The sequence below is a fragment of the Nostoc flagelliforme FACHB-838 genome (assembly GCF_014698065.1).
In the GTDB taxonomy this organism is placed as follows: domain Bacteria; phylum Cyanobacteriota; class Cyanobacteriia; order Cyanobacteriales; family Nostocaceae; genus Nostoc; species Nostoc flagelliforme_B.
On the sequence record NZ_JACJSI010000023.1, the window covers coordinates 47,723 to 71,236 of the forward strand.

Consider the following 23,514-nt stretch of genomic DNA (forward strand, 5'->3'; position numbering starts at 1 on the left):
TTGGATAAATACTATCGCTATAGTGTTAAATGAATGAGGCACACTATTCCAGATGGTGATGTTTACGAGATGTACGCCTACGCTATTCTTAATAGTAGAGATTAATAGGCAAATTTTTTTTAAACTAGCTTTACTCAAAACTACGCCTTAAACATTGGCAAGTTATTTTTAAAACTTTTACATTTCCAAAAATGAATAGTCAACAGTCAATATTGATTTTTGACTATTGACTTTGACTGTTGCTTTCCCTCTGCTTCAAAATCAACTTATGCAAAATATAAAAACAGAAAGAATGTAACCCTCAAAAGATTTAATGGTCAGAAGCCTTACAAAAAACTTCTCTTTAAATTCATTTATGGAGATTCTTCGTTTTGAATTTTGAATTTTCCCGCAGGGGGTTGCCTCTATAGACGATTTGATGATCTAACAATGGGATTTTCTACAGATTCTCGATACTGTTGGACTTGTTCTGTGTAAGCAATTGGTAGAATTGCTTCAACGTTTTCATGGGGACGAGGAATAATCACCCAGGATTCTAATGTACCGCCATAAACATTTTCTGCGGCTTCTACACCAGCAGCCATAGCGGCTTTTACTTCAGAAACATCACCACGAATATTAACTGTAAAGCGGGCACTACCTACCCTGATATAACCAACGAGGGTGACTCGGCCAGCTTTTACCATAGCATCTGCTGCTGCTAGCACCGCAGGAAAACCTTTAGTTTCAAGTGCTCCAATTGCCTGTAATGACATTATTAATCTCCTGTATGAATAAACACGGGGGCTACAAATTAGTTGTACGAAGCTTCGCTACAGATTTTAATAGCAAAATTGCTTAGAACATGCGGAAAGGTTCTGATTTTTCAGTGAAATGGATTGGTAATATGGTTTCCACATTTTCTGGAGGGTTAGGAACGATATAGTGGGTGATTACTGTACCAACCTTTACTTGCTCTCCAGCGGCGATTCCGGCTTCAACCGCTCTATTTACCTCAGAAACGTGTCCCCGGACAGCGACTAACAAGCGAGCGCTTTCGGCTTGACCATAATACACAATTGTGACTGCGGCAGCTTTGACCATTGCATCTGCTGCTGCTAAGACACTAGGAAAACCTAAAGTTTCAATTACGCCAACGGCCATTGGCATGGCATTAGCTCCTGGATTAAGGGATAGGCGATATTAATTGTACGTGGCTTTAGTCCCAATTTTGACATTTTGCTAAACTTTCTTTGATGCCATAATTTTTAAGGAAGTCGGGAATGGGGAGTTAGGAGTGGGAGTTAAAATGTTTTGATAGCGGCTGGTTTATGTTTGATATATTATAAGTAATACTTCAACATATTAGTTTGTGTAATTTTGTTGTTTAACAAAATCAGCGATGCGTGGAAGCAAGCTAATACGATAAACTAAAATTTATGTTTCCGAATTTTCTTCCTAAAGCAGTTGGGCAACTGACAGAATCTGCCTCGATCGCACTAGCTCGGAGTATCCAAACAACTGCGATCGCTACTCCTCTAATTAATCAACCAGTAACCACAACATTTGTCAAGCAAGGGAGTGGTGGAACTCCGATTTTATTAATTCACGGCTTTGATAGTTCTGTATTAGAATTTCGGCGACTTTTGCCACTACTTTGTGAAGATAATGAAACTTGGGCAGTAGATTTGTTGGGTTTTGGCTTTACAGATAGACTCTCAGGAATTGCCTATAGCCCAATTGCAATTAAAACCCATCTTTATTATTTCTGGAAAACCCTAATTAACCAACCTGTAATTTTGGTAGGTGCTTCGATGGGGGGTGCGACGGCGATTGATTTTACGTTGACTTACCCGGAAGTAGTAAAAAAGCTGGTGTTAATTGATAGTGCAGGGTTAGCAGCTGGTTCGCCATTGAGCAAATTCATGTTTCCCCCATTGGATTATTTAGCAACCCAGTTTTTGAGTAATATGAAGGTGCGCGATCGCGTTTCGCGTATTGGATATAAAAATCAAAGTCTTGCTTCTATCGATGCGCTATGTTGTGGTGCATTACACCTACAAATGCCGAGTTGGCATCAAGCTTTGATTGCTTTTACTAAAAGTGGTGGTTACAGTGCTTTTAGATTCACAGCCATATCAAAAATTGTGCAACAAACGCTAATTTTGTGGGGTGATTCTGATAAGATTTTGGGTACTAAGGATGCGATGAGATTTAAAAGAGCAATTCCCCACAGTACTCTCACCTGGATTCAAGATTGTGGACATCTCCCACACTTGGAACAACCACGAATCACCGCGCAGCATATTTTAGACTTTCGAGTTTAAAACAGTTTGTTATTTAGCACTAAAGTTCAACCCAACCTACAAATATTTTTGTTTTTTCAGAGTAATAAAAGATTGCTAAGCTGTTAAGCATTTAATTTGCACATTGAGATCGCAGGGGGGCAGGGAACAAGGAGCAAGGGAGAGTGTTTGCAGCTTTTATTACCATGAAAATGGTGCAATTTAAATGACGATTAGCTTAGTAGGCATAATGCTGATTACCCATAAAATTGCATAGTAAAACAAGGGCTTAAACCCCTGTTTTACCAAGCCTGATTTTGTGCCGTTTCACAAAGAAGTGGTATCGATTCTAGTCAAGTAACCACATCTCATTAGAACTCTCGGGATACTCATTTGGTTGATTTTGAGGTTGAGCTTGAGCGAGTGTTTCCGATGAACGATGTGATTTTTTGTAGTTAAGTGGATTGTAGTGGTCTTTTACTGGTCTTATTGCACTAGTTTCTTTGACAGCTACAGCAAGTTTAAATTTATCTTCTGCTGTTTGTTTTAAAGCATTAACTTCTTCTATAAGCTGGGAATTAGCTTCTGCTAGTTGCAGTGCTGTTTTTTTTGTTTCTTCAAGTTCTTTTGCTACTTGTTGCGCTAATGATTTTTGTTCAGATACTAATGTTTTTTGTTTAGACAGTTTTGATTGCAAATCAACAATTTCCTGCTCTAAAGATGCTTCCTTTTTATGACTTTCTTCTAAATTAGCTGTCAACTCTTTGACAGTTGCTTCTAAATCAGCCTTAGTCGGACTTGTGCGTTTATTAGAATCTGGCTCAGATGTCTGTGCTGAAGATTCTTCATCAGAAGAAGGCTGTTCTTCGACGACAACTTTTTCTGCTGTAATTTCGATCGCAGGTTCACCTTCTGTAGGTGTAAATTTTTGCGCCTCTTCTTGTAGTAAGTCAGAGAGACTTTGTTTCCTAGGCATTATTATTTTCTCCAATCACGCTGTAATTCATCAGCTGCACGGCGGTAGTCTAATTCCGCCTCCCGTGCGTTTCCACCTCGCCATTGAGTAATCGCTACACCTTCTAGTGCCGCTCGTTCATGAGCTTTATAAGCACGGATGAAGGTATTACAAGTAGGAATACCTAAGCGAGTAAGAGTATTTTTTGCTTCTTGTGCTTCCCCCAGACTGCGTGTATCGACTTTGGTGAGCAATACCCGATGGGGGGTTCCCAAGGGGATGACGGCTTCCTTGACTGTTTCCACGAGGATTGCTAAATCCATTGCAGATGGGGGTGTGGGCAAAACTAGATAATCTGCGATCGCAACTACCGCCACTAATGCTTCAGAGCGCAGGGCGGGAGGTGTATCCACCACTACTAAATCGTAACCTGTTATCTTTGCTAAATCACCTAAAAGTGCGGGATCTGTTTCTTGAGATAAATCAAATCCCATACCCTGCTGACTGCGCCCAAACCACCAACTGGCAGAACCTTGAATATCTGCGTCAATCAGCAGCACCTTTTTTTTCTTTGCAAAGTTTGCAGCCAGATTGACTGCGGTAGTCGTTTTACCGACTCCTCCTTTACCGTTGAGAATAGCGATGATTTTTGGCACTGCTTGCTTCCGATGCTGCCTCTTGAGTACTGAGTTCTTAGTGCTGTTAGCGATAGCGGGGCGTTTAGCCCGTGCTGAGTTAGGAGAGACGCGATTAATCGCGTTTGTACAAGAGTTATTATCCTCTTTATCTCCCTTTCAGTCCGCAGTTTTCAGTTCCCAGTTTCCAGTCCCCAATCATGAATATACCGCTTTCTGTAACCCTAAGTAACATGAAAACTCGTAATAATAAAATTCAGAAGCCATCAATTCCTCAAAATTTTATGACAACAACTTACAATCTACCCGATGGCCCTCAAATGCCGCGCTGGCTACGGATGATCAAGTTTATTAGTCAGCCTGTGAAATATGTAGATGATTTTGCCAAAATCTACGGTGATACTTTCACAATCAGGAGTACTCGCTCTGATAATCATCTTGTGTACTTTAGTCAGCCCCAAGCACTGGAGCAGATTTTTACTGCTGATTCCAGCCATTTTGAGGTTGGCAGGGGGAACACAGGACTAAAATTTTTACTTGGCGATCGCTCCTTTATGTTAGCGGATGGCGATCGCCACCAACGGCAACGACAACTATTAGTGCCTCCCTTTCATGGCGAAAGGATGCGGGCTTACGGCGAGGAAATTCGGGAAATAACCCGACAGGTGACTAATGAATGGCAGATTGGCAAGCCTTTTAATATCCGTGAGTCGATGCAAGAAATCACCTTGCGTGTTATTCTCCGGGTTGTGTTTGGTTTGAATGATGGACAGCTGTTTGAAGAATTGAGGCGATCGCTAAGTGATTTACTAGACTTCATCACTTCGCCCATAATGTCCAGCGCCTTCTTTTTCCAGTTCATGCAAAAAGATTTTGGTGCGAGGAGTCCGTGGGGCTGGGTTCTGCAACAACGGCAAAAAATTGATCAACTGATTTATGCTTTACTTCGAGAACGTCGGGCTGAACCTGAGCAAAATCGCCAAGATATCCTAAGTTTGATGATGGCGGCTCGTTATGACGATGGCCAAGGGATGTCAGATGAAGAATTACACGATGAGTTAATGACGCTGCTAGTTGCGGGACATGAAACCACCGCTTCTGCATTAACATGGGCTTTTTACTGGATTGACCATTTAGCAGAAATGCGTGAGAAGTTGCTAAAAGAACTCAACACTATTGGAGTTAACCACGATTTGAGTAATGTGGCTAAATTGCCCTATTTGACAGCAGTTTGCCAAGAAACACTGCGAATTTACCCAATAGTAATGACTGCTTTCCCGCGGATCGTCAAGATCCCAATTACAATTATGGGTTACGAACTGCGAGAAGGAACGATAATAGTTCCCAGTATTTATTTAGCGCATCATCGAGAAGAAGTCTACCCACAATCCAAGCAGTTTAAACCAGAACGCTTTCTAGAAAGACAATATTCACTTTATGAATATTTGCCCTTTGGTGGCGGTAATCGTCGCTGTATTGGAATGGCGTTTGCTCAGTATGAAATGAAAATTGTTCTGGCAACTGTTTTGTCAGAATTTAAAGTATCGCTAGTGAATAAGCGTCCTGTGCGTCCTGTGCGTCGTGGTTTAACTTTAGCCGCACCTGCCGGAATGCGGATGATAGCAACACCTCAAGTTAAGCCTGCAAATACACCAGCACTAGTTTAGGCAAGTAGGGTGGGTGTTTTAATTCCTACCCTACTTACAAATTACGAATTACGAATTATCTTGACTCTCTTGCTTATTAGCGAGTTGCTCATAATGTTCTTTGTCGCGGTATTTAATTATTCTCATAGGTTGATTTCCAAGAATTGCTAAAGGTTCAACATTAGTAATTCCCGCAAAACTATGACAAAACTTGAATTAACGAATCATCAAATTTGGCGTAATTTAACTGAAATATTATAAACTATAGATGCTAATGCTCTTGTTAAAGAACATTTGAAACTATCTGATTATAAAATATGCGGCTACTGGGATGAACAAGATGAATATTATGAAACAATTACTTTGCCTCGTACCCTAAAAGCCGAATTAGTTAGTAGTTCTATTGGTATTACCCACGAAGAAAGCTTTCTACAATTAAAGTTTTTCCTTATAGCTTATGCTGTTGATGGCATACAGATGGCAAATAATAACGTTAGTATTAAGTCGAACATGATATTAGTTCTTGTTTACAATGAAAATTTGGAGTTTATTGATGAAAATTGGCTTTTAGATATCGATTCTTCAATGTTTAAGATACAATTCTGAAGTCTAGAAAAATTTATAAATACTCATCGCATCCAGATTTAACAGCCGAAAATTTAACTTACCTAGACTTCCACAAAGCAATCAACTAAACAACAAGGGCAGACTTCTTATTTACCTCCGCGTTCCTCTGCGTTAAAAAACAATCTCCTCCCTCATCCTCTCTTCCAGCACATCCAACAACCCATCCACATCCTTTCCAACTTCCTCAAAACAAAGCGGTGGTGCTGGTTCCGGTGCAAACTGAATTAACTTAATTTCTCCCTTCCCAATCCCAATCATCACAACTTCCACTTCCGGTTTGTGATTCTCCACAATTCCCAAAATTTCTTGCAGCCGATTTTCAACTCTAATATTTAAATTCTCTATCTGCTCTTTCGGACAATAAACAAAATGCGGCGTTGGTTGCAAATCAATACCAACAGTACCCTGACTGTCACCATTTGCTAACCACAATCCCCAAAACAGCGCCGCCAACTCTCGCTGATTTGCTTTGACAAACTTATCCAACTGGCGACGCCACTTAGTATCACCTGATTCTGGTTGACTATTACCAAAAAACATAAATAATTCGTAATGAAGACACAGACAATAGGCGAAACTTATCTCAAACCTGACTGTACACGCCAGAGGCCGGAATAAATTCCGTCTTTCTCCAGCAGTTGCTCATGGGTTCCCGACTCTACTAATTTCCCATGTTCCATGACATAAATGCAATCGGCATTGCGAATAGTGGAAAGACGATGAGCGATCGCAATTGTCGTTCTATCTACTGTAATCCGTTCTAGCGATCGCTGGATAGCCGCTTCTGTTTCATTATCCACTGCCGAGGTAGCTTCGTCTAAAATCAGAATGGGCGGATTCTTTAAGACTGCACGAGCGATCGCAATCCGTTGTCTTTGTCCACCAGATAACTTTTGTCCTCTTTCCCCCACAATTGTCTCATAACCTTCGGGCAAGTTAACAATAAATTCGTGCGCCTCAGCTACCTTTGCCGCCGTGATGATTTCTTGCTCTCTAGTTTCAAAGCTGCCATAGGCAATATTCTCCGCTACAGTGCCATGAAATAGAAAGACATCTTGACTCACCAAACCAATGCAACGGCGTAAATCTCGCAAATTCAAACTTTGCAAATCAATGCCATCTAGAGTAATGCTTCCCGTTTGCACTTCGTATAACCGCAATAAAAGTTTGACTAAAGTGCTTTTACCAGAACCAGTAGAACCGACAATTGCAATAGTTTTTCCCGCCGGAATATCCAAAGACAGATTTTTAATCACTGGAAATCTATCTTTATAGGCAAAATAAACATTCTTAAATTGCACTTCACCGCGCACTTCATTCACAGGTAAGGATACATCACCTGTATGAATGGCAATAGGAGTATCCAACAAATTCATGACTCGATTAGTAGAAGCCATTGCCCTTTGATATTGGTCAAATGTTTCGCCTAATCTAGTTAAAGGCCACAGCAATCGCTGGATTAAAAACACTAACACGCTGTAAGCACCTACAGACATTGCTCCAGAAACTGCTGCCATCCCGCCATACAAAAGTAATGCCGTGAAACCCACCAAAATTAGCATCCGAATTAATGGGACAAAAGCAGCAGAAAGAGTAATTGCCTTAGAGTTACTACCGCGATAAGCGTCACTATCTAATTCCAAACGAGAGGCTTCATAAGTTTCAGCAGTGAAACTTTTAATAGTAGTAATTCCGCTGATATTGTTTGACAACCGCGAATTGAGAAAACCTACCTTTTCTCGTACATCAGCGTAGCGAGGCGCAAGTAGTCGTTGATAGGCAAAAGAACCCCAGAGGATAAATGGCATCGGTGACAGAGCCATCCACGCTACACTAGGAGCCAAAATAAAGAAAGCAGCGCCAATAATTAAAACAGTTGCAGAAACTTGGATAATATCATTTGCTCCCCCATCCAAAAACCGCTCTAATTGGTTAATATCATCGCTGAGAACAGACATTAAACCGCCAGTGCTACGTTCTTCAAAATAAGCCAATTCCAACTCTTGCAAATGTTTGTATGCATCCAAACGCAAGTCATGCTGAATATTCTGGCCCAAATTGCGCCAAAGTCGAGCGTAGGCGTACTCAAAAACAGATTCTAGTATCCAAATAATGACAGTCAGGAAGGAAATAATCAAAAATTGTTGAAAGACATCGCGTACCCCTAACTGAGCAATTATGGAATCCTGTTGCTTGACTACCACATCCACTGCCACACCAATTAAGGCGGGTGGTGCCAAGTCGAAAAATTTATTCAGGATAGAATAAGTAGTCGCTAGCCAAATTTGTTTACGATACTGGTGTCCATACTCAAGCAAACGCTGGAGAGGATGTGTTGAATGTTTACGCCTTCTTGATGCCCGATGAGATTTTAAGACAGTAGCCACGGTTTTTTGCGGTTTCGTGTCATTGATATTATCACGGAACAAAGTTTTGAGTCCTAAGTCCTGAGTCTGAAGATTGATCCAGACAGACTAATGAGACACTTAAACTAGTAACTGAGTTTATTCAAGGAGTAGGGTGCAGAGGAGCAAGGAAGCATACGACTGCGCTCAGTAACCGGGGGAGCAGGGGGAGAATAACTAATAACTAATGACCAATGACCAATGACCAATGAAAAATGACAAATGACTAACTAAATATTGGAGAGAAGAATTTGAAAAATCAGGAATTGGGTAATTGGCAAACCACAGTTTTGGGAATTGTGTTAGCAATACTAGTGATTATTGTGCTAAATTCCTATATCATTATTAACCCAGGACAAGCAGGAGTAATCAGCATTTTGGGTAAAGCCAGAGATGGCGCTTTATTAGAAGGTATTCACGTAAAACCGCCTTTTATCACCGTGATAGATGTGTATGATTTGACGGTGCAAAAATTTGAAGTACCAGCGGAGAGTTCCACTAAAGATTTGCAAAATTTATCTGCGAGATTTGCAATTAACTTCCGCCTCGATCCGATAAAGGTAGTTGAGGTTAGAAGAAAACAAGGAACATTAGAGAATATTGTATCAAAAATCATTGCCCCTCAGACACAAGAAGCATTTAAAATTGCCGCAGCTAGAAGAACAGTAGAAGAAGCAATTACCAAAAGAAGTGAATTGAAAGAAGACTTTGATCAAGCGTTAGGTGATCGCTTAGACAAATATGGGATAATTGTGTTAGATACTAGCGTAGTTGATTTAGCATTCTCACCAGAATTTGCCAGAGCAGTCGAAGAAAAACAAATTGCTGAACAACGTGCCCAAAGAGCCGTTTATGTAGCACGGGAAGCAGAACAAGAAGCACAAGCAGATGTGAATCGCGCCAAAGGTAGGGCAGAAGCTCAAAGACTTTTAGCAGAGACGCTCAAAGCCCAAGGAGGGCAGTTAGTTCTGCAAAAAGAAACAATTGAAGCTTGGAGAAGTGGCGGCGCTCAAATGCCGAAAGTTCTCGTTATGGGTGATGATTCAAAAAATGGTGTTCCCTTCATATTCAACCTTGGGAATGTCCAAAATCAGCCGTAAAAGGGAAAGAGTATTAAATAACAAGCTCTATTATGGAATTTGCTCTGAATTAGGGCAAATTTTACAACCCTTGGACAATCGCCAATCCAAAATAGTATGAGTTGGGCTAGTTACAACTCATACACAACAGAAAAACCAACAACACAATAATCGGAGTTTATGTCAACCCCCAATCCTCAAAATCTCACCGCCGAAGAAGCGAAAAAAATCCTGAACAAATTCAATTGTCTAGACATTGCCCCTATCCTTAAGCCATCGGAAAAAGTTGTCGTTCGTAATGCTTTAATTTTACTCACCAAGCTTGCTGATTACCAAATTTTAGGAATTTGTGCTGATACAGCAGAAGAAGGAATATTGGCAATGAAAACCTATTCTTTGGCTTTGGGTTATGAACCGCCAGATAATTTACTGACACCTGAAGGCCCAGTTTATATCAAATTAAATGGTAAAAATGGCTTGTGTTATCTCGATTCTTATGTTGGACATCATCGTGGCGTATTAGTATCTTGCCAGTCTTACCACGAAGACGGAATCAACGAGATGTATGGACACCTTCCCTTGGATCTATTTGTATAGAATTCGGCAATGTAGGTAAGGTATGAGCCTTGCCTACTAACTAATGAAAAATAATTGACTGAAATCTTATGAGTATTATTACACTACAATCAGTAAAAAAAGACTTTGGCATCAAGGAAATTTTAAAAGATGCTAGCTTTAGCCTCGACGCTACAGATAAAGTTGGTTTAATTGGTACTAATGGTTCAGGGAAATCAACCCTATTAAAAATGATCGCAGGTTTAGAATCGATAGATAGCGGTCAGATTTTAATCAACTCTGGTTCTAGAATTATCTACTTACCCCAGTTGCCAGATTTAGATGAAAATCACACAGTTTTAGAGCAGGTTTTCGCCGATAGTGGCGAACACATGGCTTTAGTGCGTGAGTATGAAGAACTCTCAGATAAATTGGCTCACTATCCAGATGATAGTCAACTGATGTCTCGCCTTTCTGTGGTGATGCAACGGATGGATACGAGTGGTGCTTGGGAACTAGAAACAAATGCCAAAATCATCCTTACAAAATTAGGAATCTCTGACTTTGATGCCAAGATAAGCACTTTGTCTGGAGGCTATCGCAAGCGTATTGCTTTAGCATCGGCGTTGCTAGCAGAACCAGATGTTTTGCTCATGGATGAGCCGACAAACCATCTTGATGCTCTTTCTGTAGAATGGTTACAAAGTTATTTAAATCGCTATCGCGGCGCACTTTTTCTCATCACTCACGATCGCTACTTTCTAGATCGCGTTACCAATCGGATTATTGAAATCGACCGAGGCGACATTTACACCTATACAGGTAACTATTCATATTACCTGGAAAAGAAAGCTTTAGCTGAAGAATCTGCTGTAAGTAGTCAACGTAAACACCAAGGCTTGTTGCGGCGCGAGTTAGAATGGCTGAAAAAAGGGCCGAAAGCCAGAAGTACCAAGCAAAAAGCGAGAATTGACCGCGCTCATGCTCTGCGGGATACTGAATTTAAACAAGTTCAGGGTAAGGTTGATATTTCTACAGTTGGTCGTCGCATTGGCAAAAAAGTTATTGAATTAGATAACATTTCTAAGGCATACAATGGACGCACTCTGATTAATAATTTCACCTACGAATTTAGTCCAGAAGACCGCATCGGCATTATCGGCGCTAATGGTGCTGGTAAATCTACTTTAATGAATATTATTACTGGTCAGATTAAGCCAGATTCAGGTGTTGCAGAAATTGGGACTACAATTCACATCGGTTATTTTGACCAGCATTCGGAAGAATTGCTCACAGCTTTAAACGAAAATCAGCGTGTGATTGACTACATTAAAGAAGAAGGAGAGTTTATCAAAATTACCGATGGTACTCAAATTACTGCTTCTCAAATGTTGGAGCGGTTTTTGTTTCCTGGTAATCAACAGTATGCCCCAATAAATAAACTTTCTGGTGGTGAAAAACGTCGTTTATTTCTCTTGCGGGTTTTGATGAGTGCGCCCAATGTCTTGATTTTAGATGAACCGACAAACGATTTAGATGTTCAGACATTGGCAGTATTAGAAGATTATTTAGAGGATTTTGTCGGTTGTGTAATTGTAGTTTCTCACGATCGCTACTTCCTTGATCGCACCATCGACACAGTATTTTCCTTTGAGGAAGGCGGTAATCTCCGGCAATATCCAGGTAATTACTCGATTTATCTGGACTATAAGAAGGCTGAAGAGGCACAGCAACAAGCTGCTAACGCTAAGGAGAAGCCCAAAAATGTCGAAGTGCAAAATGGTGCGTCTGCGCCCAAGGATGTAGAGAATACAAAGCGGCGTAGGTTATCCAATTGGGAGAAAAAAGAATTTGAGCAGTTGGAAGGTAAAATTGCCAAGTTAGAGGCTGAGAAGGCGGAAACCGAGAAAACATTAGCGAATGTCTCACCGGGGAATTATAGCCAAGTGCAGAAATTGTATGATCAGGTGGAAAAGCTCAAGCAAGCGATCGATGTGGCGACTGAACGCTGGTTAGAATTGGCAGAGATGGAGTCTTAATAGCATCTCACGTTTGAAAAGCTCTGGCGATTAGAAATCGCGGCTATACAGACAAAACCCACCTCCGTGGGTTTAAAACCCTTGATTTTTATTAGTCCGTGGAGGCGAACTTTGTTTGTGTAGCCGCGACTTCTAGTCGCCCGATGCTTGTATTAATCACTTCTCGGCGTGCTAATGTGGCTGATGCCGTTGGTGCTTATTTGACTGGTCAGTAGATTGCCGCCAATGATATTGTAAATTGGGTTGTAAAAATAATCGGCGATCGCCAAACATTATTAAACAATTTCATTAATGAACAGCATATTTACCTCCGAAGAAATTACTGTCCTCTCCGCCGAAATTGACCGCCAGTTAACCGAACTGCGCGATGCCCCAGATTCAAGGCAAAAACAAGGAGAGGATGAAACATCGGCTGAAAAAGTGCTGGTAAAACAAACCGAATAAATTACAAAACTTACACTTCTGAGAGGTTTCCCATGTATCGGAACCGACTTCCCCGGTCAACTGAGCAATCCGTTGATTTAGTCTAGTGCGATCGCTTATATCGATCTTTCTTACAAAATACTAAGCGATCGCTTACAAAAGTTTTGCCTACGCACGAATATTTATTAACAAGCCACTTGCGTTTATGCACTCCCTAACTTACGGGAACTGCTACAGAACTTATGAGAGCTGCTACAAAACTTACGGCAGCTGCTACAGAACTTATGGGAGTAGCTACAGAACTTATGGGAGTAGCTACAGAACTTATGGGAGTAGCTACAGAACTTATGGGAGTAGCTACAGAACTTATGGGAGTAGCTACAGAACTTATGGCAGCTGCTACAGAACTTATGGCAGCTGCTACAGAACTTATGGCAGCTGCTACAAAACTTATGGGAGTAGCTACAGAATTTATGGCAGCTTATAAATACCAATATCTAGTAATCAAGTTACGAAAAATTACTGTTATCAATCAAAAACTTTGGTAAAAAAATTGCGAGTTTTACTGAACCGGAATGTAGTTTAATTGAGGCAAGCTAGCTTTAGCAGCATCTTAAAGGAGTAATTTTATGTCTCGTAAAAAACGCACATCCCGTGTTTTAGAAAAAGCTCAATTAAGATCGGCCGGGCTAAAATCGATTGTTCCAATCATCAAATTTGATGAAAATTATAGTCTGGAAAAACTGATTGAGTCAATTGAGCAGTTACGTAGCAAAATTGATGTTTATAATACTGCTCTGTCTGTGGTTGACTCTTCTAAAACTGAAATTGAAGAGATGGAAAAAAACTTGAGTCAGCTTTCTGAGAAGATGCTGATGGTGGTTGGTATCAAGTACGGCAAAGACAGCCGCGAATATGAAATGGCGGGTGGTGTTCGCTATAGCGATCGCATCCGCAAAATCAGATCAAGCCGCTTGAAAAATGTTGCAGAACAAGCTTCAGATGAAAATAGTAAAACTGCTTATTAGTGGTGCGGCAAGTCTAAAATGTTGCATGATCTTTATCTGTATCATCGGTTTCAAAAACCAGATAAAAATGCTTAAGTTTGACACAAGCATCGTCAGCAGTAATAGAATTTTGATTGTTGCCAGATGCTGTTAAATAATCCATCATTGAGCGCAGTTATAGCAGTTCCCATTTAGATGCGGTACAACATTACATGACAATGTGTAGGGGCACGGCACTGCCGTGCCCCTACGGGTGTACCTCACGTAAACGAAAACCGCTATAAACATTTGGCTGCTAACGTACAATATAAAACTGCTCTAGACGAAAGTCAGAGCAGTTTTTGATAGGAGTAAATTATATAGGAGACTTTTAGTGTTGTCTCCAGTTTATTCATAGTAAATACAGTTATATAATACTATTCACCTCAAGTTGTGTGCTTTACGCAAAAAACGAATAATCTTTAAGTTGGCATTACAAAATTTAAAACTAACCGCAAGGCAATCTCCACTACTACCCCATCCATAACCCTCATTGTAGAAAGACGCGATAAATCAAGCGTATTGGAATATATGCGATCGCGCAATGCTAAAAGCGATCGCAGAGATTATCAAGTGACCAATGCTGTACGATAATCATTAGGTTGCCTCGTGCCAGAATCACTACTGCTGGAGTTTACAATGATTCGACCGATAACGCCCGATGACACAGACGGGCTAATAGCTTTAGCCGACGCGACCGGTTTGTTTGCGCCCAAAGAGCTTGAAGAACTGGGCGAAGTTCTGTCCGACTATTTTGGTGGTAACATCGGGCGAGATCACTTCTGGATCACCGATGACGATGACGGGACGGTAGGAGTCGCGTACTATGCACCAGCTCCAATGACCGATGGAACGTGGTATCTATACTTAATCGCCATCCGACCCGACCGCCAGGGACAAGGACGTGGTACAGCATTGCTGCGCTACGTTGAGCAAGCATTGACGGCGCGTGGTGAGCGTGTGCTGTTGGTAGAAACGTCAGGGCTTACGAGCTTCGAGGGTACACGGGCGTTCTACCGCAAATGCGGTTACGATGAGGAAGCGAGAATCCGCGACTACTACAAAGCAGGCGATGACAAGATTGTTTACCGCAAGGTGCTGGCCACTCCTATTACTAGTTGCTAATAATAACAATACGGAAAAATCGAGAGACTAAGATCCCCGACTTCTCAAAGAAGTCGGGGATCTTATTGTTTACGACTAATTTAGAACTGCTATATAAGTTCTTTCATTACTTTTTACTTAATCACGTTTGTGAATTATGAACTATATAATTACTCAATTTAAGTATTAAATAAAAACATTAACAATAGTCTAGGAAAAGCAAAAACGTGAATCGTTTCCAAAAGCTATCCTCAATTGTGTTCCTGTTATTAGCCTTCATTTATCCGCCTGCTTTGGCTGAAGCTAAGGATAATACTCTAAATCGTGTTCTTAATGAACAGAGTATTGACGGAGAGACAAAATTAGTCAAAGAGCAAAGTGAAGAGCTTTTGTTAGCTCACCGACGGAATCGAAGACGTTATCATAGACGGCAACGGACTGGAAGATATTATTATCAACGCCAGCGGAATAGACGACATTACTATAGACGACGCTATCGCTCTATAAATTATCACGGACAACGATATCGTAATGGAGAATGGGAACTTGTGCGCGATCGTCATGGACGATTCATGTATGATTGGCAGCGTTAATAGTAAATTTCACACTCAATTTCCCTAGAGAATCTTGATGCGTAAATCTTAATGTAGGCAGACTTGTTTGAGACAAGTAAATGACTGAAAAAGGGAAAAACTGAATTATAAGAAGAAAATGAACTAGGCTAAAACCCTTTTCAATTCTGCCTTCTGCTCTTTTGCTTGGTGCAGCAATATAATTGATAATTTAACCCCGAACTCACTGTTAGAGCATTGTTCTTTAACTAAAGTCCTAATTTTTCTTGAACTACTGCCTCATTTTTAAAACCGACTAGCACAGCTGTTCCATCTTTGACGATAAGTGGACGTTTGAGAAGCATTGCATCGTGAGTGAATGCGTCAATCCACTGTTCATCAGTCCAAATCTTCTTTTGCTCTCCTAAAGCGCGGTAGGATTGACCAGAGGTATTTCGCATAGGAGCAAAACCCAAAGACTTTACCCAGTTTTGAATCATCTCACGGGTTGGCGGAGTATCTTTGGTGTTGATAAACTCATGGTCAATGTTGTTGTGTTGAAGCCAAGTCAAAGCTTTTTTGCAAGTGCTGCAATTGGGAATTCCGTAGACTTGAATAGACATAAAACAATTAAGCAACAATCTCCATATATGACATAGCTGGTGAAACTTTTGCAATGCTCCTCTCTTTGAATCTCTGCGGCAGAAATTTAAGGGTAGCGATGCCTTCTCTACGAGACGCTTCTCTTTCAGAGACGTTAACGCGAACGCGAAAGGCGGGCTACGCCTACGCATCCGCAAAATTAGGTCGAGCCACTTGAAAAATATTGCACAAGCATCAGAAGAAAATGCTAAAACTGCATAAAAAGCAAGAGTAGGAGCGTACAGATGTGCGCTCCTATCAACGTATTTGTATAAACTAAAATGGTCTAAGCCTATTAGGAAAAGCAAATTGGGGATTAGCACACTAACAAAATCAGCACATAATATAGCTAGCTAGCGTCCACCAAAAGCCACTCATGCCGCAAAATAACCAAGCCACCGTCGAATTCCGCGATGTCACCCTTAGCCGCAATCATCGCCCATTGGTGTCAAATCTCAATTTCACTATCCATCAAGGAGAAGCACTAGTATTACTTGGGCGCAGTGGTAGCGGCAAAACTACGACAATGAAGTTAATTAATCGCCTATTCACACCTACACAAGGCGAAGTTTTATTTGATGGTATTCCCACAACTCAATGGGATGAAATTAAGCTGCGGCGAAAAATTGGTTACGTCATTCAAGAAATTGGTTTATTTCCCCATTTCACTGTCGAACGCAATGTAGGTTTAGTCCCTTCTTTAGAAGGTTGGCAATCTAAACAAATAAAAACGCGGGTCTATGAATTGTTGCAATTAGTAGGTTTAGAACCAGCACAATTCGCTGGACGTTACCCGCACGAACTTTCGGGAGGACAAAGGCAAAGAGTCGGTGTAGCCAGGGCTTTAGCAGCAGATCCGCCTGTGCTGTTGATGGATGAACCCTTTGGCGCACTCGATCCAATTACGCGGCTAGAACTGCAACAAGAGTTTCGGCTTATGCAGCAAGAATTAGGCAAGACAGTTGTTTTTGTCACCCATGACATTCAAGAAGCCTTTGTGTTGGCATCGAGAATTGGTTTAATGTCTGGCGGAGAATTGGTAGTATTGGGGACGAAAGATGAATTTATGCGATCGCAACATCCAGAAAGCCTCGCCTTTCTTCAATGTTTGCGTTCCCTGCAAGATACTTTATGAAAAATTTCTTCCTCGTTAAGTATGCCCCAGAAATCCTTCAGCATACTCTAGAACACTTGTTTTTGGTAGGCATTGCAATTGGAATTGCCATCCTTATAGGCATTCCATTAGGAATTTTAATTACACGCAAAACCTATCTTCGTCAACCAATCCTCGGTATAGCAAATATTTTCCAAACTATTCCTAGTTTGGCACTGTTTGGCTTACTAATTCCTGTTCCTATAATTGGTGGAATTGGCGCAGTACCAGCAATTGTTGCTTTAACTGTATATTCTTTACTGCCAATAATTCGTAACACTTACACAGGTATTACTGGCGTAGATCCAGCGATTCGAGAAGCTGGCAGAGGCATGGGAATGACAGATAGACAATTGTTGTTGCAAGTTGAGATTCCCTTAGCGCTGGGAGTAATTCTCGCAGGTGTGCGAGTAGCAACGGTAATTGCCATTGGTATTGCAACTATTGCAGCGGCGATTGGTGCTGGTGGTTTGGGAGTGTTTATTTTTCGCGGCATATCAGTAGTAAACAATCAATTAATTTTAGCTGGTGCAGTTCCGGCAGCGGCAATTGCATTATTGGCTGATTTCGTAATTGGTTGGATAGAGAATAAATTAAAAGTTAAGTAATGAAAAGATTTTTGGCATTGTGCTTTTTAAGTTTTGCTGTGTTACTAGTAATCACTGGCTGCACGCCGAATATCAATAGTAATAACGATGCTAATATTGTTGTTGCTTCCAAAGATTTTACCGAACAAGATATTTTAGGTGAACTTTTAGCACAGCAAATTGAGGCAACAACTAATTTAAAAGTAGCTCGCCGCCCTCGGCTGGGTGGTTCTTTTGTTTGCCATAATGCGATTAATGCTGGCATAATTGATGCTTATATTGAGTATACAGGCACAGCTTTGACTGCAATTTTAAAACAAAAACCAGTTAATGGCTTCAAAGAAGTTTATGGAATAGTAAAACAAACTTATGCCCAGCAATTCAATCTGGAAGTTATGCCAAGCTTGGGTTTTGAAAACACTTTTGCGATGATAATTCGGGGTGCAGATGCCAAACAAAACAATATTCAAACTATCTCCGAAGCTACTCAATATACACCGCAGTGGCGTGGCGGTTTCGGCTATGAATTTTTAGAACGAGAAGATGGTTTTCCCGGATTAGCTAAAACTTACGATTTACGTTTTACTAAACCACCCCAAATTATGGACTTGGGTTTAATATATCGTGCTTTGATTCAAAAACAGGTGGATATGGTGGCGGGTAATTCCACTGATGGACAGATTTCGCGTTTAGGTTTAGTTGTCCTAGAGGATGATAAAAATTATTTTCCACCTTATGAAACTGTGCCAATTGTCCGGCAAGAAACACTGAAAAAATATCCCCAATTAAGAGAAGCGATCGCTTCACTCGCCGGAAAGATTTCGGCAGATGAAATGCGGCAATTAAATTACTTAGTCGAGGGAGAATTACGTGAGATTAAAGATGTTGTTCAGGAGTTTCGCAAATCGAAGGGATTAAAATAATTTGTAATTAAGCGTTAGCGTAACGCACCGAAAACCTAAAATGGTTTGTTACGGCTTGTGTAACCCACCTTAGTTTTGTCCACGCAAAAAGTTTTTTAGCCACCTAATGACTTCACTTGTTGCTTGGTCATTAGCCATTTGGAGACATTGCTGTACAATTTCTTTAATGTTAGGAAAATAGCTACTTTCTGTAATTACATAACTTTCTTCCTGCAATCTATAAATTAATAGTCGATTACTTTTTAATATCCAGACTTCTGGCACTCGATAAGGCAAGAAATCATTAATGTCGGTGTAGCTTGTCACATCTATTTCAATTGCTAAATCTGGTGGTGGATCTGACTCCCAATCAATTCTTTTTTTGCCTACTACTGCTCTACAATTTTCAATGTAAAAGCAAAAGTCTGGTTCAATACCGCTAATCTCTGGCAAGCTCATGGTGATGGGCGTAAATGACTCGTATATGCGGTTTAAGTGGTCAAGTATAGCTATTACTATCAATGCCAATAAGCTAGCATCTCTTCCATGCTCTGGTAATGGTGCCATCAGTAAAATTTCTCCTCTTCGATATTTAATGCGAGGCGAGGAGCGATCGCCTAATTGCTGACTCAATACTTGATAGTCTTGCCAGTTCCCCAAAAGCTTCAACACCGCACCAGGTGGTAACTCGATTCTTTGTGGTGTAATTACGGTATCCATATTAGCTCACCTTGTAGATATTGCCGCTCGTATTACATGGATGATAGGTGATCGCCGGATTCATAAATTCAATGAATAAACGGTCATTTTTGTCAGTATTCTCTTCGTAAGTTTTGAACCGACTTTAGAAGTTCCACCTAATTAATTGGGGATCTAAGCTTTAGTACGTAAGTCTTATTCTTGTCCTCAGCGGCTAAGTGATGGAACCTAATAACGATTAAACAACCAGAAAATTGTTGTTCGTTAGTGACAACCCAGCAGATAATTCTGCAAATTGTACCTGAGTAAATGCGCCTGCACTACCATCAGAGTCAAAGAACAATGCACCTGTAGTGGAGTTATAAATAAACCGCTGGGTGCTAGTAGTTGCAGATTCTCCAAGTGTAAACTGACTTGTCTCAAGTACACCTGCTGATAAGCCGCCACCAAAACCAGCAGCCGACACCTGAATTAGTTCATTAGGTTCATTAATGCCACCGAAATCACGTATCAGATCGAGACCTTCATCAAAACTATTAAAAACAAAGGTATCAGTACCACCTTCTCCAAAGAGCCAATCGTTACCCTTGCCACCGATTAGCTTATCATCGCCATTACCACCGTTGAGGGTGTTATTACCAGTGGCACCAAAGGCTGTTAAAGTATCATTGCCATCGCCCCCAGAGAGGAGGTTATTGCCAGATGAGCGAGAGTTGAAGTAAGAGTCATAATATTGGTCAATAAAGCCAGAGATGTCTAGAAAATCATTGCCATCGCCTCCATCTAAGAGGTTATCGCCTGATGAACCACTAGCCCTCAAGATATGATCACCAGCGCCACCGTTGAGAGTGTTATCCCCATCTGAGCTAGAGTTATAAAATGTGTACTGTTCACCTCTTACATCCCCAGAGATAGATAGAGAATCATTGCCATCGCCTCCATCTAAGAGGTTATCGCCGAATGAACCGCTAGCATTTAAAGTATCATCACCAGCACTACCGTTGAGGGTATTATTGCCTAAAGAGCGATCATTGTACTCTGGTGCGTAGGAGTGGTAGTAGTCTCCGCCAGAGATGGAGAGAAAATCATTGCCATTGCCACCATTAAACAGATTATTGCTTGAGGGGGAGTCAGCATAAAGAGTATCGTTACCAACGCCACCGTTGAGGATATTATTGCCCGCGCCACCCCTGAGTATGTCATTGCCACTTAAGCCTTCAATAATGTCATTACCACCTTGACCATTGATGACATCATTTGAATTATCAAATCCACTAACATTGTTATCAAGGTCGTTTAGGAAGGTAACTGTGTTTTTTCTAAAGACAGTGCTTTGGGTGGAGTTAGCATTGAAGACATCAAAGCTGTCGGTGATGGTAATTTGCTCATAAAACAGAATATTGCCCAAATCTACAGTGGCTCCAGTGGATTTGGTGAGGTTATCCAGGTTTTCTAGAGCAAAGTTTTCCAGGATGATGTAATTATCAAAGTAATTGTAACTACCAAACCCTTGAAAGCCGATTTCCAAACTTGTGCCATTCTGGGTGAGGAGCAAGTTTTCGGCAGTAAAGGCATTGCTGTTCTGGAAACTTAGGGTATCCACTTCGGCAATAACTGCTGCTGTGGGGTTTGTTCCTTTACCTACTCCACCGAAATCGGTGATCGTATTAATGTAGTTTGAGTCGTCGTCAAAAAGAAATATATCGTTGCCACCGCCACCAGTTAGCGTGTCGTAGTCATCGTAGTAATTACGAGCGCCCTGTAGGGTGTCGTTACCGCTGCTTTTAATGATAATTGCCATAAATTTTTCCTACCTGAATCGATTTTTGGAGTAACTTTAGTTATCAATAATCGAGTTAGTGCTGTTTGATGGCACAAATCATTTGCCAAAAGTTGAAACTTTGGCATACTTTATTCACTCTTTAGATAGAGCCGCCAATTGTTCATTAAAGACTTCCCCTTTAATTCACTTGCAAGTATTATTTATCGCAGTAATTGAGGACTATCTCTCTAAATCTTAAGCACTGTACAAAACTTAATTGGTTTGTCAATGCATAAGTCTTACTAGTTTCAAAATAGGGAACATTTGAGACAGCATAAAACAGGAAATCTTTACGAATTTCTTGTCGGCGTTGCTTGCCGCCGTAGGCATCGCCCTTGAATTTCTATCTAGAAAATAGGAAACATCAAAATAACTCACCAATAATTAGATATCTATCTTTTCAAAAAAATTGTACATACTCTTCATAATTTGTAACCGTTCAGTGGGGGTAGAAGAGCGATGCTTACGATCGCAAGCTAGGCAAACAATGGTAATCAAAATCTGATAAATTAAATACACCAAAATGTTAAATATGAATAATTGTATAAAAATGCTTACTATTACTAAATCAAAACAAGTTGCGATACCTGGGTTGGGCGTAGCGATCGCCATCTTTTCTTTAGGCGTTTTACTTTACAACCAAGTTGCATCAGCCGCCTTGACTTTACCCCTACGCAGCAAAAAGGGGATGGTGGTTTCGGCCCATCCCCTAGCGAGTGAAGCGGGTATTTTAATGTTAAGCAAAGGTGGTAATGCAGTGGATGCAGCTGTAGCCACAACTTTTGCAATTTCGGTAGTTGAGCCTTTTTCGGCAGGAATTGGCGGTGGCGGATTTTTGCTGATGCACTCTGAGAAAACTGGCGACATGAAAGCGCTAGATTTCCGCGAACGCGCACCCCTGAAAGCTACAAAAAATATGTATTTGGATGCAGAAGGAAAGGTGCGTCCGAATGCAAGTATTAATGGTTATTTGGCAGTAGCAACACCAGGAACGGTGGCGGGACTTTATGAAGTGCATCGCCGCTATGGTAAGCTTTCTTGGCAAGAGGTAATGAAACCTGCGATCGCACTTGCCAAAGATGGCTTTATTCTTGGTGATGTAGCAACGTGGCGTTCTCTGCAAACGAACGAATTCCGCAAGCAAACAATTCTCAACAATTCAGCAGCGCGAGAAATTTTCACTCGCAACGATGAATTTTATCAACCAGGAGAGAAACTGGTGCAGCGTGATTTGGCACGCACCTTAACAACAGTTGCCCAAAATCCCCAAAGTTTTTACACCGGAAGTATTGCTCGGGCGATCGCTTCTGATATGGGAAAAAATGGTGGTTTAATTACTCTAGAAGACCTCAAAGCCTACAAAGCAATCTGGCGCACTCCCATTTGTGGAAATTTTCGGAAAGCTAAAATTTGCTCAATGCCACCGCCATCATCGGGAGGCGTTCACCTATTGCAGATTTTAAATATTATCGGTGACACCGATTTAAAATCTTTAGGATGGCATCATCCCGACGCAATACATTTAATGGTAGAAGCAATGAAGATTGCTTACAGCGATCGCTCAGTATATTTAGGCGATCCTGATTTTGTCAAAGTCCCTGTACAACAACTAATCAGTCCAGCTTACGCCAAAAAACGCCGTGAAGAAATTAATATGCAAGTGGCTCGGCCCTCCACCGAAGTCAAGCCAATAGATTTGAATTCCCAAGTCCAAATTCCAAATTCTAAATGTCTTCGTCTTGCCTCATCTTCCCCTGCCTCCCCTTGTCGTCAGCATGAATCTCCTGAAACCAGCCATCTTACTGTTGTGGATGAAGAACGCAACGCTGTGAGTCTGACTTTCACGATTAACCTTGGTTTTGGTGCTGGTGTAGTGACACCGGGAACTGGAATTGTCCTCAACAATGAGATGGATGATTTTGTCGCAGCGCCAGGAGTGCCTAATGCTTTTGGTTTAGTTGGTAATGATGCTAATGCGATCGCACCCCGTAAAACTCCCTTATCCAGCATGACTCCCACAATTGTTACAGAAAATGGTCATTTCCGCATGGCAGCAGGTGCGCCTGGTGGTAGCACCATCATCACCCAGGTTTTGCAAGTGATCTTGAATGTGCTGGAATACAACATGGATGTTGGTGCAGCTCTTTCTGTTCCACGCATACATCATCAATGGCTTCCAGATGAGTTGCGGGTGGAATCTTGGGGTTTGGATGCTCTCACTCTCCAAGACTTACGCCGTCGGTGGCATAAAATTAAGGAAACTACTTCTTGGGGCAATGGTAACGCGATCTCTGTTACATCTGATGGAACTTTAGAAGGGGCCGCTGATCCTCGCGGTGAAGGTTCCCCCAAAGGTTTGTGAGGGAGTCGAAAAGACGAG

24 protein-coding genes are annotated in these 23,514 nt (G+C 41.2%); 15 read left to right on the top strand and 9 right to left on the bottom strand.

Annotated features, from left to right (window positions below; translation table 11 throughout):
• Positions 1–404 precede the first annotated feature (404 nt).
• Together H6G97_RS14080 and H6G97_RS14085 are read right to left on the bottom strand one after the other, a co-directional pair.
• Positions 405–755 (bottom strand): carbon dioxide-concentrating mechanism protein CcmK, encoded by a 351-nt coding sequence (locus H6G97_RS14080; RefSeq protein ID WP_190941202.1) that lies wholly within the window; start codon positions 753–755, stop codon positions 405–407.
• An 82-nt stretch (positions 756–837) separates the two neighbouring features.
• On the bottom strand, positions 838–1,149 hold the full coding sequence (locus H6G97_RS14085; protein ID WP_100899977.1) for a BMC domain-containing protein: 312 nt from the start codon (positions 1,147–1,149) through the stop codon (positions 838–840).
• A 269-nt stretch (positions 1,150–1,418) separates the two neighbouring features.
• On the opposite strand from H6G97_RS14085, the gene H6G97_RS14090 reads away from it, so the two are divergent.
• Positions 1,419–2,306, top strand: coding sequence for an alpha/beta fold hydrolase (locus H6G97_RS14090; RefSeq protein ID WP_190941203.1), 888 nt, complete (start codon positions 1,419–1,421; stop codon positions 2,304–2,306).
• Between the two features lie 307 nt (positions 2,307–2,613).
• Here H6G97_RS14090 and H6G97_RS14095 read toward each other — a convergent pair whose 3' ends face one another.
• Together H6G97_RS14095 and H6G97_RS14100 are read right to left on the bottom strand one after the other, a co-directional pair.
• Positions 2,614–3,240: a coiled-coil domain-containing protein gene (locus H6G97_RS14095; protein ID WP_190941204.1), complete on the bottom strand. Its 627-nt coding sequence runs from the start codon at positions 3,238–3,240 to the stop codon at positions 2,614–2,616.
• A gap of 2 nt (positions 3,241–3,242) precedes the next feature.
• The gene (locus tag H6G97_RS14100; RefSeq protein WP_190941205.1) at positions 3,243–3,875 is read right to left on the bottom strand and encodes a ParA family protein; all 633 of its coding nucleotides are present in this window, start codon (positions 3,873–3,875) and stop codon (positions 3,243–3,245) included.
• A gap of 263 nt (positions 3,876–4,138) precedes the next feature.
• Here H6G97_RS14100 and H6G97_RS14105 point away from each other — a divergent pair, with 263 nt between their 5' ends.
• Together H6G97_RS14105 and H6G97_RS14110 are read left to right on the top strand one after the other, a co-directional pair.
• Positions 4,139–5,521: a cytochrome P450 gene (locus H6G97_RS14105; protein ID WP_190941206.1), complete on the top strand. Its 1,383-nt coding sequence runs from the start codon at positions 4,139–4,141 to the stop codon at positions 5,519–5,521.
• 273 nt (positions 5,522–5,794) lie between these two features.
• Positions 5,795–6,106, top strand: coding sequence for a hypothetical protein (locus H6G97_RS14110; RefSeq protein WP_242054929.1), 312 nt, complete (start codon positions 5,795–5,797; stop codon positions 6,104–6,106).
• A gap of 132 nt (positions 6,107–6,238) precedes the next feature.
• On the opposite strand, the gene ccmS is transcribed toward H6G97_RS14110, so the two are convergent.
• Together ccmS and H6G97_RS14120 are read right to left on the bottom strand one after the other, a co-directional pair.
• Positions 6,239–6,667 carry a beta-carboxysome assembly chaperone CcmS gene (gene ccmS, locus H6G97_RS14115; protein ID WP_190941207.1) on the bottom strand — a complete coding sequence of 143 codons (429 nt, stop codon included), beginning with the start codon at positions 6,665–6,667 and terminating at the stop codon, positions 6,239–6,241.
• 38 nt (positions 6,668–6,705) lie between these two features.
• On the bottom strand, positions 6,706–8,514 hold the full coding sequence (locus H6G97_RS14120; protein ID WP_190941238.1) for an ABC transporter transmembrane domain-containing protein: 1,809 nt from the start codon (positions 8,512–8,514) through the stop codon (positions 6,706–6,708).
• A 269-nt stretch (positions 8,515–8,783) separates the two neighbouring features.
• On the opposite strand from H6G97_RS14120, the gene H6G97_RS14125 reads away from it, so the two are divergent.
• From H6G97_RS14125 to H6G97_RS14160, 8 genes are all read left to right on the top strand, one after another.
• Positions 8,784–9,632, top strand: coding sequence for a prohibitin family protein (locus H6G97_RS14125; RefSeq protein WP_190941208.1), 849 nt, complete (start codon positions 8,784–8,786; stop codon positions 9,630–9,632).
• A gap of 159 nt (positions 9,633–9,791) precedes the next feature.
• Positions 9,792–10,208: a DUF1824 family protein gene (locus tag H6G97_RS14130; protein WP_190941209.1), complete on the top strand. Its 417-nt coding sequence runs from the start codon at positions 9,792–9,794 to the stop codon at positions 10,206–10,208.
• Positions 10,209–10,276: 68 nt separating this feature from the next.
• Positions 10,277–12,205, top strand: coding sequence for an ABC-F family ATP-binding cassette domain-containing protein (locus tag H6G97_RS14135; protein ID WP_190941210.1), 1,929 nt, complete (start codon positions 10,277–10,279; stop codon positions 12,203–12,205).
• 291 nt (positions 12,206–12,496) lie between these two features.
• Positions 12,497–12,649 (top strand): hypothetical protein, encoded by a 153-nt coding sequence (locus H6G97_RS14140; protein WP_190941211.1) that lies wholly within the window; start codon positions 12,497–12,499, stop codon positions 12,647–12,649.
• A 221-nt stretch (positions 12,650–12,870) separates the two neighbouring features.
• Complete coding sequence (locus H6G97_RS14145) at positions 12,871–13,176, top strand: hypothetical protein (RefSeq protein WP_190941212.1); 306 nt, start codon at positions 12,871–12,873, stop codon at positions 13,174–13,176.
• An 81-nt stretch (positions 13,177–13,257) separates the two neighbouring features.
• Positions 13,258–13,656 carry a hypothetical protein gene (locus H6G97_RS14150; RefSeq protein ID WP_190941213.1) on the top strand — a complete coding sequence of 133 codons (399 nt, stop codon included), beginning with the start codon at positions 13,258–13,260 and terminating at the stop codon, positions 13,654–13,656.
• A 657-nt stretch (positions 13,657–14,313) separates the two neighbouring features.
• On the top strand, positions 14,314–14,799 hold the full coding sequence (locus tag H6G97_RS14155; RefSeq protein ID WP_190941214.1) for a GNAT family N-acetyltransferase: 486 nt from the start codon (positions 14,314–14,316) through the stop codon (positions 14,797–14,799).
• Positions 14,800–15,005: 206 nt separating this feature from the next.
• The gene (locus H6G97_RS14160; protein WP_190941215.1) at positions 15,006–15,371 is read left to right on the top strand and encodes a hypothetical protein; all 366 of its coding nucleotides are present in this window, start codon (positions 15,006–15,008) and stop codon (positions 15,369–15,371) included.
• Positions 15,372–15,598: 227 nt separating this feature from the next.
• Here the strand turns inward: H6G97_RS14160 and H6G97_RS14165 are convergent, their stop codons facing one another.
• Positions 15,599–15,952, bottom strand: a complete 354-nt coding sequence (locus H6G97_RS14165) for a Spx/MgsR family RNA polymerase-binding regulatory protein (RefSeq protein WP_190941216.1) — start codon at positions 15,950–15,952, stop codon at positions 15,599–15,601.
• A 395-nt stretch (positions 15,953–16,347) separates the two neighbouring features.
• Here H6G97_RS14165 and H6G97_RS14170 point away from each other — a divergent pair, with 395 nt between their 5' ends.
• Genes H6G97_RS14170 through H6G97_RS14180 form a run of 3 tightly spaced genes read left to right on the top strand, consistent with a single transcriptional unit; the run spans position 16,348 to position 18,634 of the window.
• Positions 16,348–17,106 carry an ATP-binding cassette domain-containing protein gene (locus H6G97_RS14170; protein WP_190941217.1) on the top strand — a complete coding sequence of 253 codons (759 nt, stop codon included), beginning with the start codon at positions 16,348–16,350 and terminating at the stop codon, positions 17,104–17,106.
• Complete coding sequence (locus H6G97_RS14175) at positions 17,103–17,732, top strand: ABC transporter permease (protein WP_190941218.1); 630 nt, start codon at positions 17,103–17,105, stop codon at positions 17,730–17,732. Before H6G97_RS14170 ends, H6G97_RS14175 begins: the two co-directional genes overlap by 4 nt.
• Positions 17,732–18,634, top strand: a complete 903-nt coding sequence (locus H6G97_RS14180) for a glycine betaine ABC transporter substrate-binding protein (protein ID WP_190941219.1) — start codon at positions 17,732–17,734, stop codon at positions 18,632–18,634. Before H6G97_RS14175 ends, H6G97_RS14180 begins: the two co-directional genes overlap by 1 nt.
• Positions 18,635–18,703: 69 nt before the next feature.
• Here H6G97_RS14180 and H6G97_RS14185 read toward each other — a convergent pair whose 3' ends face one another.
• Positions 18,704–19,333, bottom strand: a complete 630-nt coding sequence (locus H6G97_RS14185; RefSeq protein ID WP_190941220.1) for a Uma2 family endonuclease — start codon at positions 19,331–19,333, stop codon at positions 18,704–18,706.
• Positions 19,334–19,550: 217 nt separating this feature from the next.
• Positions 19,551–21,113, bottom strand: coding sequence for a calcium-binding protein (locus H6G97_RS14190; RefSeq protein WP_190941221.1), 1,563 nt, complete (start codon positions 21,111–21,113; stop codon positions 19,551–19,553).
• A 571-nt stretch (positions 21,114–21,684) separates the two neighbouring features.
• On the opposite strand from H6G97_RS14190, the gene ggt reads away from it, so the two are divergent.
• A complete protein-coding gene (ggt, locus tag H6G97_RS14195) occupies positions 21,685–23,496 on the top strand; it encodes a gamma-glutamyltransferase (RefSeq protein WP_190941222.1) in 1,812 nt (603 codons plus the stop codon).
• The last annotated feature ends 18 nt before the right edge of the window (positions 23,497–23,514 follow it).

Excerpts from the sequence above, each read along its gene's own strand:
- H6G97_RS14175 (WP_190941218.1), top strand. The coding sequence starts at position 17,103 with ATGAAAAATTTCTTCCTCGTTAAGTATGCCCCAGAAATCCTTCAGCAT.
- H6G97_RS14180 (WP_190941219.1), top strand. The coding sequence starts at position 17,732 with ATGAAAAGATTTTTGGCATTGTGCTTTTTAAGTTTTGCTGTGTTACTA.
- H6G97_RS14090 (WP_190941203.1), top strand. The coding sequence starts at position 1,419 with ATGTTTCCGAATTTTCTTCCTAAAGCAGTTGGGCAACTGACAGAATCT.
- H6G97_RS14095 (WP_190941204.1), bottom strand. The coding sequence starts at position 3,240 with ATGCCTAGGAAACAAAGTCTCTCTGACTTACTACAAGAAGAGGCGCAA.
- H6G97_RS14140 (WP_190941211.1), top strand. The coding sequence starts at position 12,497 with ATGAACAGCATATTTACCTCCGAAGAAATTACTGTCCTCTCCGCCGAA.
- H6G97_RS14135 (WP_190941210.1), top strand. The coding sequence starts at position 10,277 with ATGAGTATTATTACACTACAATCAGTAAAAAAAGACTTTGGCATCAAG.
- ggt (WP_190941222.1), top strand. The coding sequence starts at position 21,685 with ATGCTTACTATTACTAAATCAAAACAAGTTGCGATACCTGGGTTGGGC.
- H6G97_RS14105 (WP_190941206.1), top strand. The coding sequence starts at position 4,139 with ATGACAACAACTTACAATCTACCCGATGGCCCTCAAATGCCGCGCTGG.
- H6G97_RS14085 (WP_100899977.1), bottom strand. The coding sequence starts at position 1,149 with ATGCCAATGGCCGTTGGCGTAATTGAAACTTTAGGTTTTCCTAGTGTC.
- H6G97_RS14185 (WP_190941220.1), bottom strand. The coding sequence starts at position 19,333 with ATGGATACCGTAATTACACCACAAAGAATCGAGTTACCACCTGGTGCG.
- H6G97_RS14130 (WP_190941209.1), top strand. The coding sequence starts at position 9,792 with ATGTCAACCCCCAATCCTCAAAATCTCACCGCCGAAGAAGCGAAAAAA.
- H6G97_RS14150 (WP_190941213.1), top strand. The coding sequence starts at position 13,258 with ATGTCTCGTAAAAAACGCACATCCCGTGTTTTAGAAAAAGCTCAATTA.
- H6G97_RS14155 (WP_190941214.1), top strand. The coding sequence starts at position 14,314 with ATGATTCGACCGATAACGCCCGATGACACAGACGGGCTAATAGCTTTA.
- H6G97_RS14080 (WP_190941202.1), bottom strand. The coding sequence starts at position 755 with ATGTCATTACAGGCAATTGGAGCACTTGAAACTAAAGGTTTTCCTGCG.
- H6G97_RS14190 (WP_190941221.1), bottom strand. The coding sequence starts at position 21,113 with ATGGCAATTATCATTAAAAGCAGCGGTAACGACACCCTACAGGGCGCT.
- ccmS (WP_190941207.1), bottom strand. The coding sequence starts at position 6,667 with ATGTTTTTTGGTAATAGTCAACCAGAATCAGGTGATACTAAGTGGCGT.
- H6G97_RS14170 (WP_190941217.1), top strand. The coding sequence starts at position 16,348 with ATGCCGCAAAATAACCAAGCCACCGTCGAATTCCGCGATGTCACCCTT.
- H6G97_RS14145 (WP_190941212.1), top strand. The coding sequence starts at position 12,871 with ATGAGAGCTGCTACAAAACTTACGGCAGCTGCTACAGAACTTATGGGA.
- H6G97_RS14165 (WP_190941216.1), bottom strand. The coding sequence starts at position 15,952 with ATGTCTATTCAAGTCTACGGAATTCCCAATTGCAGCACTTGCAAAAAA.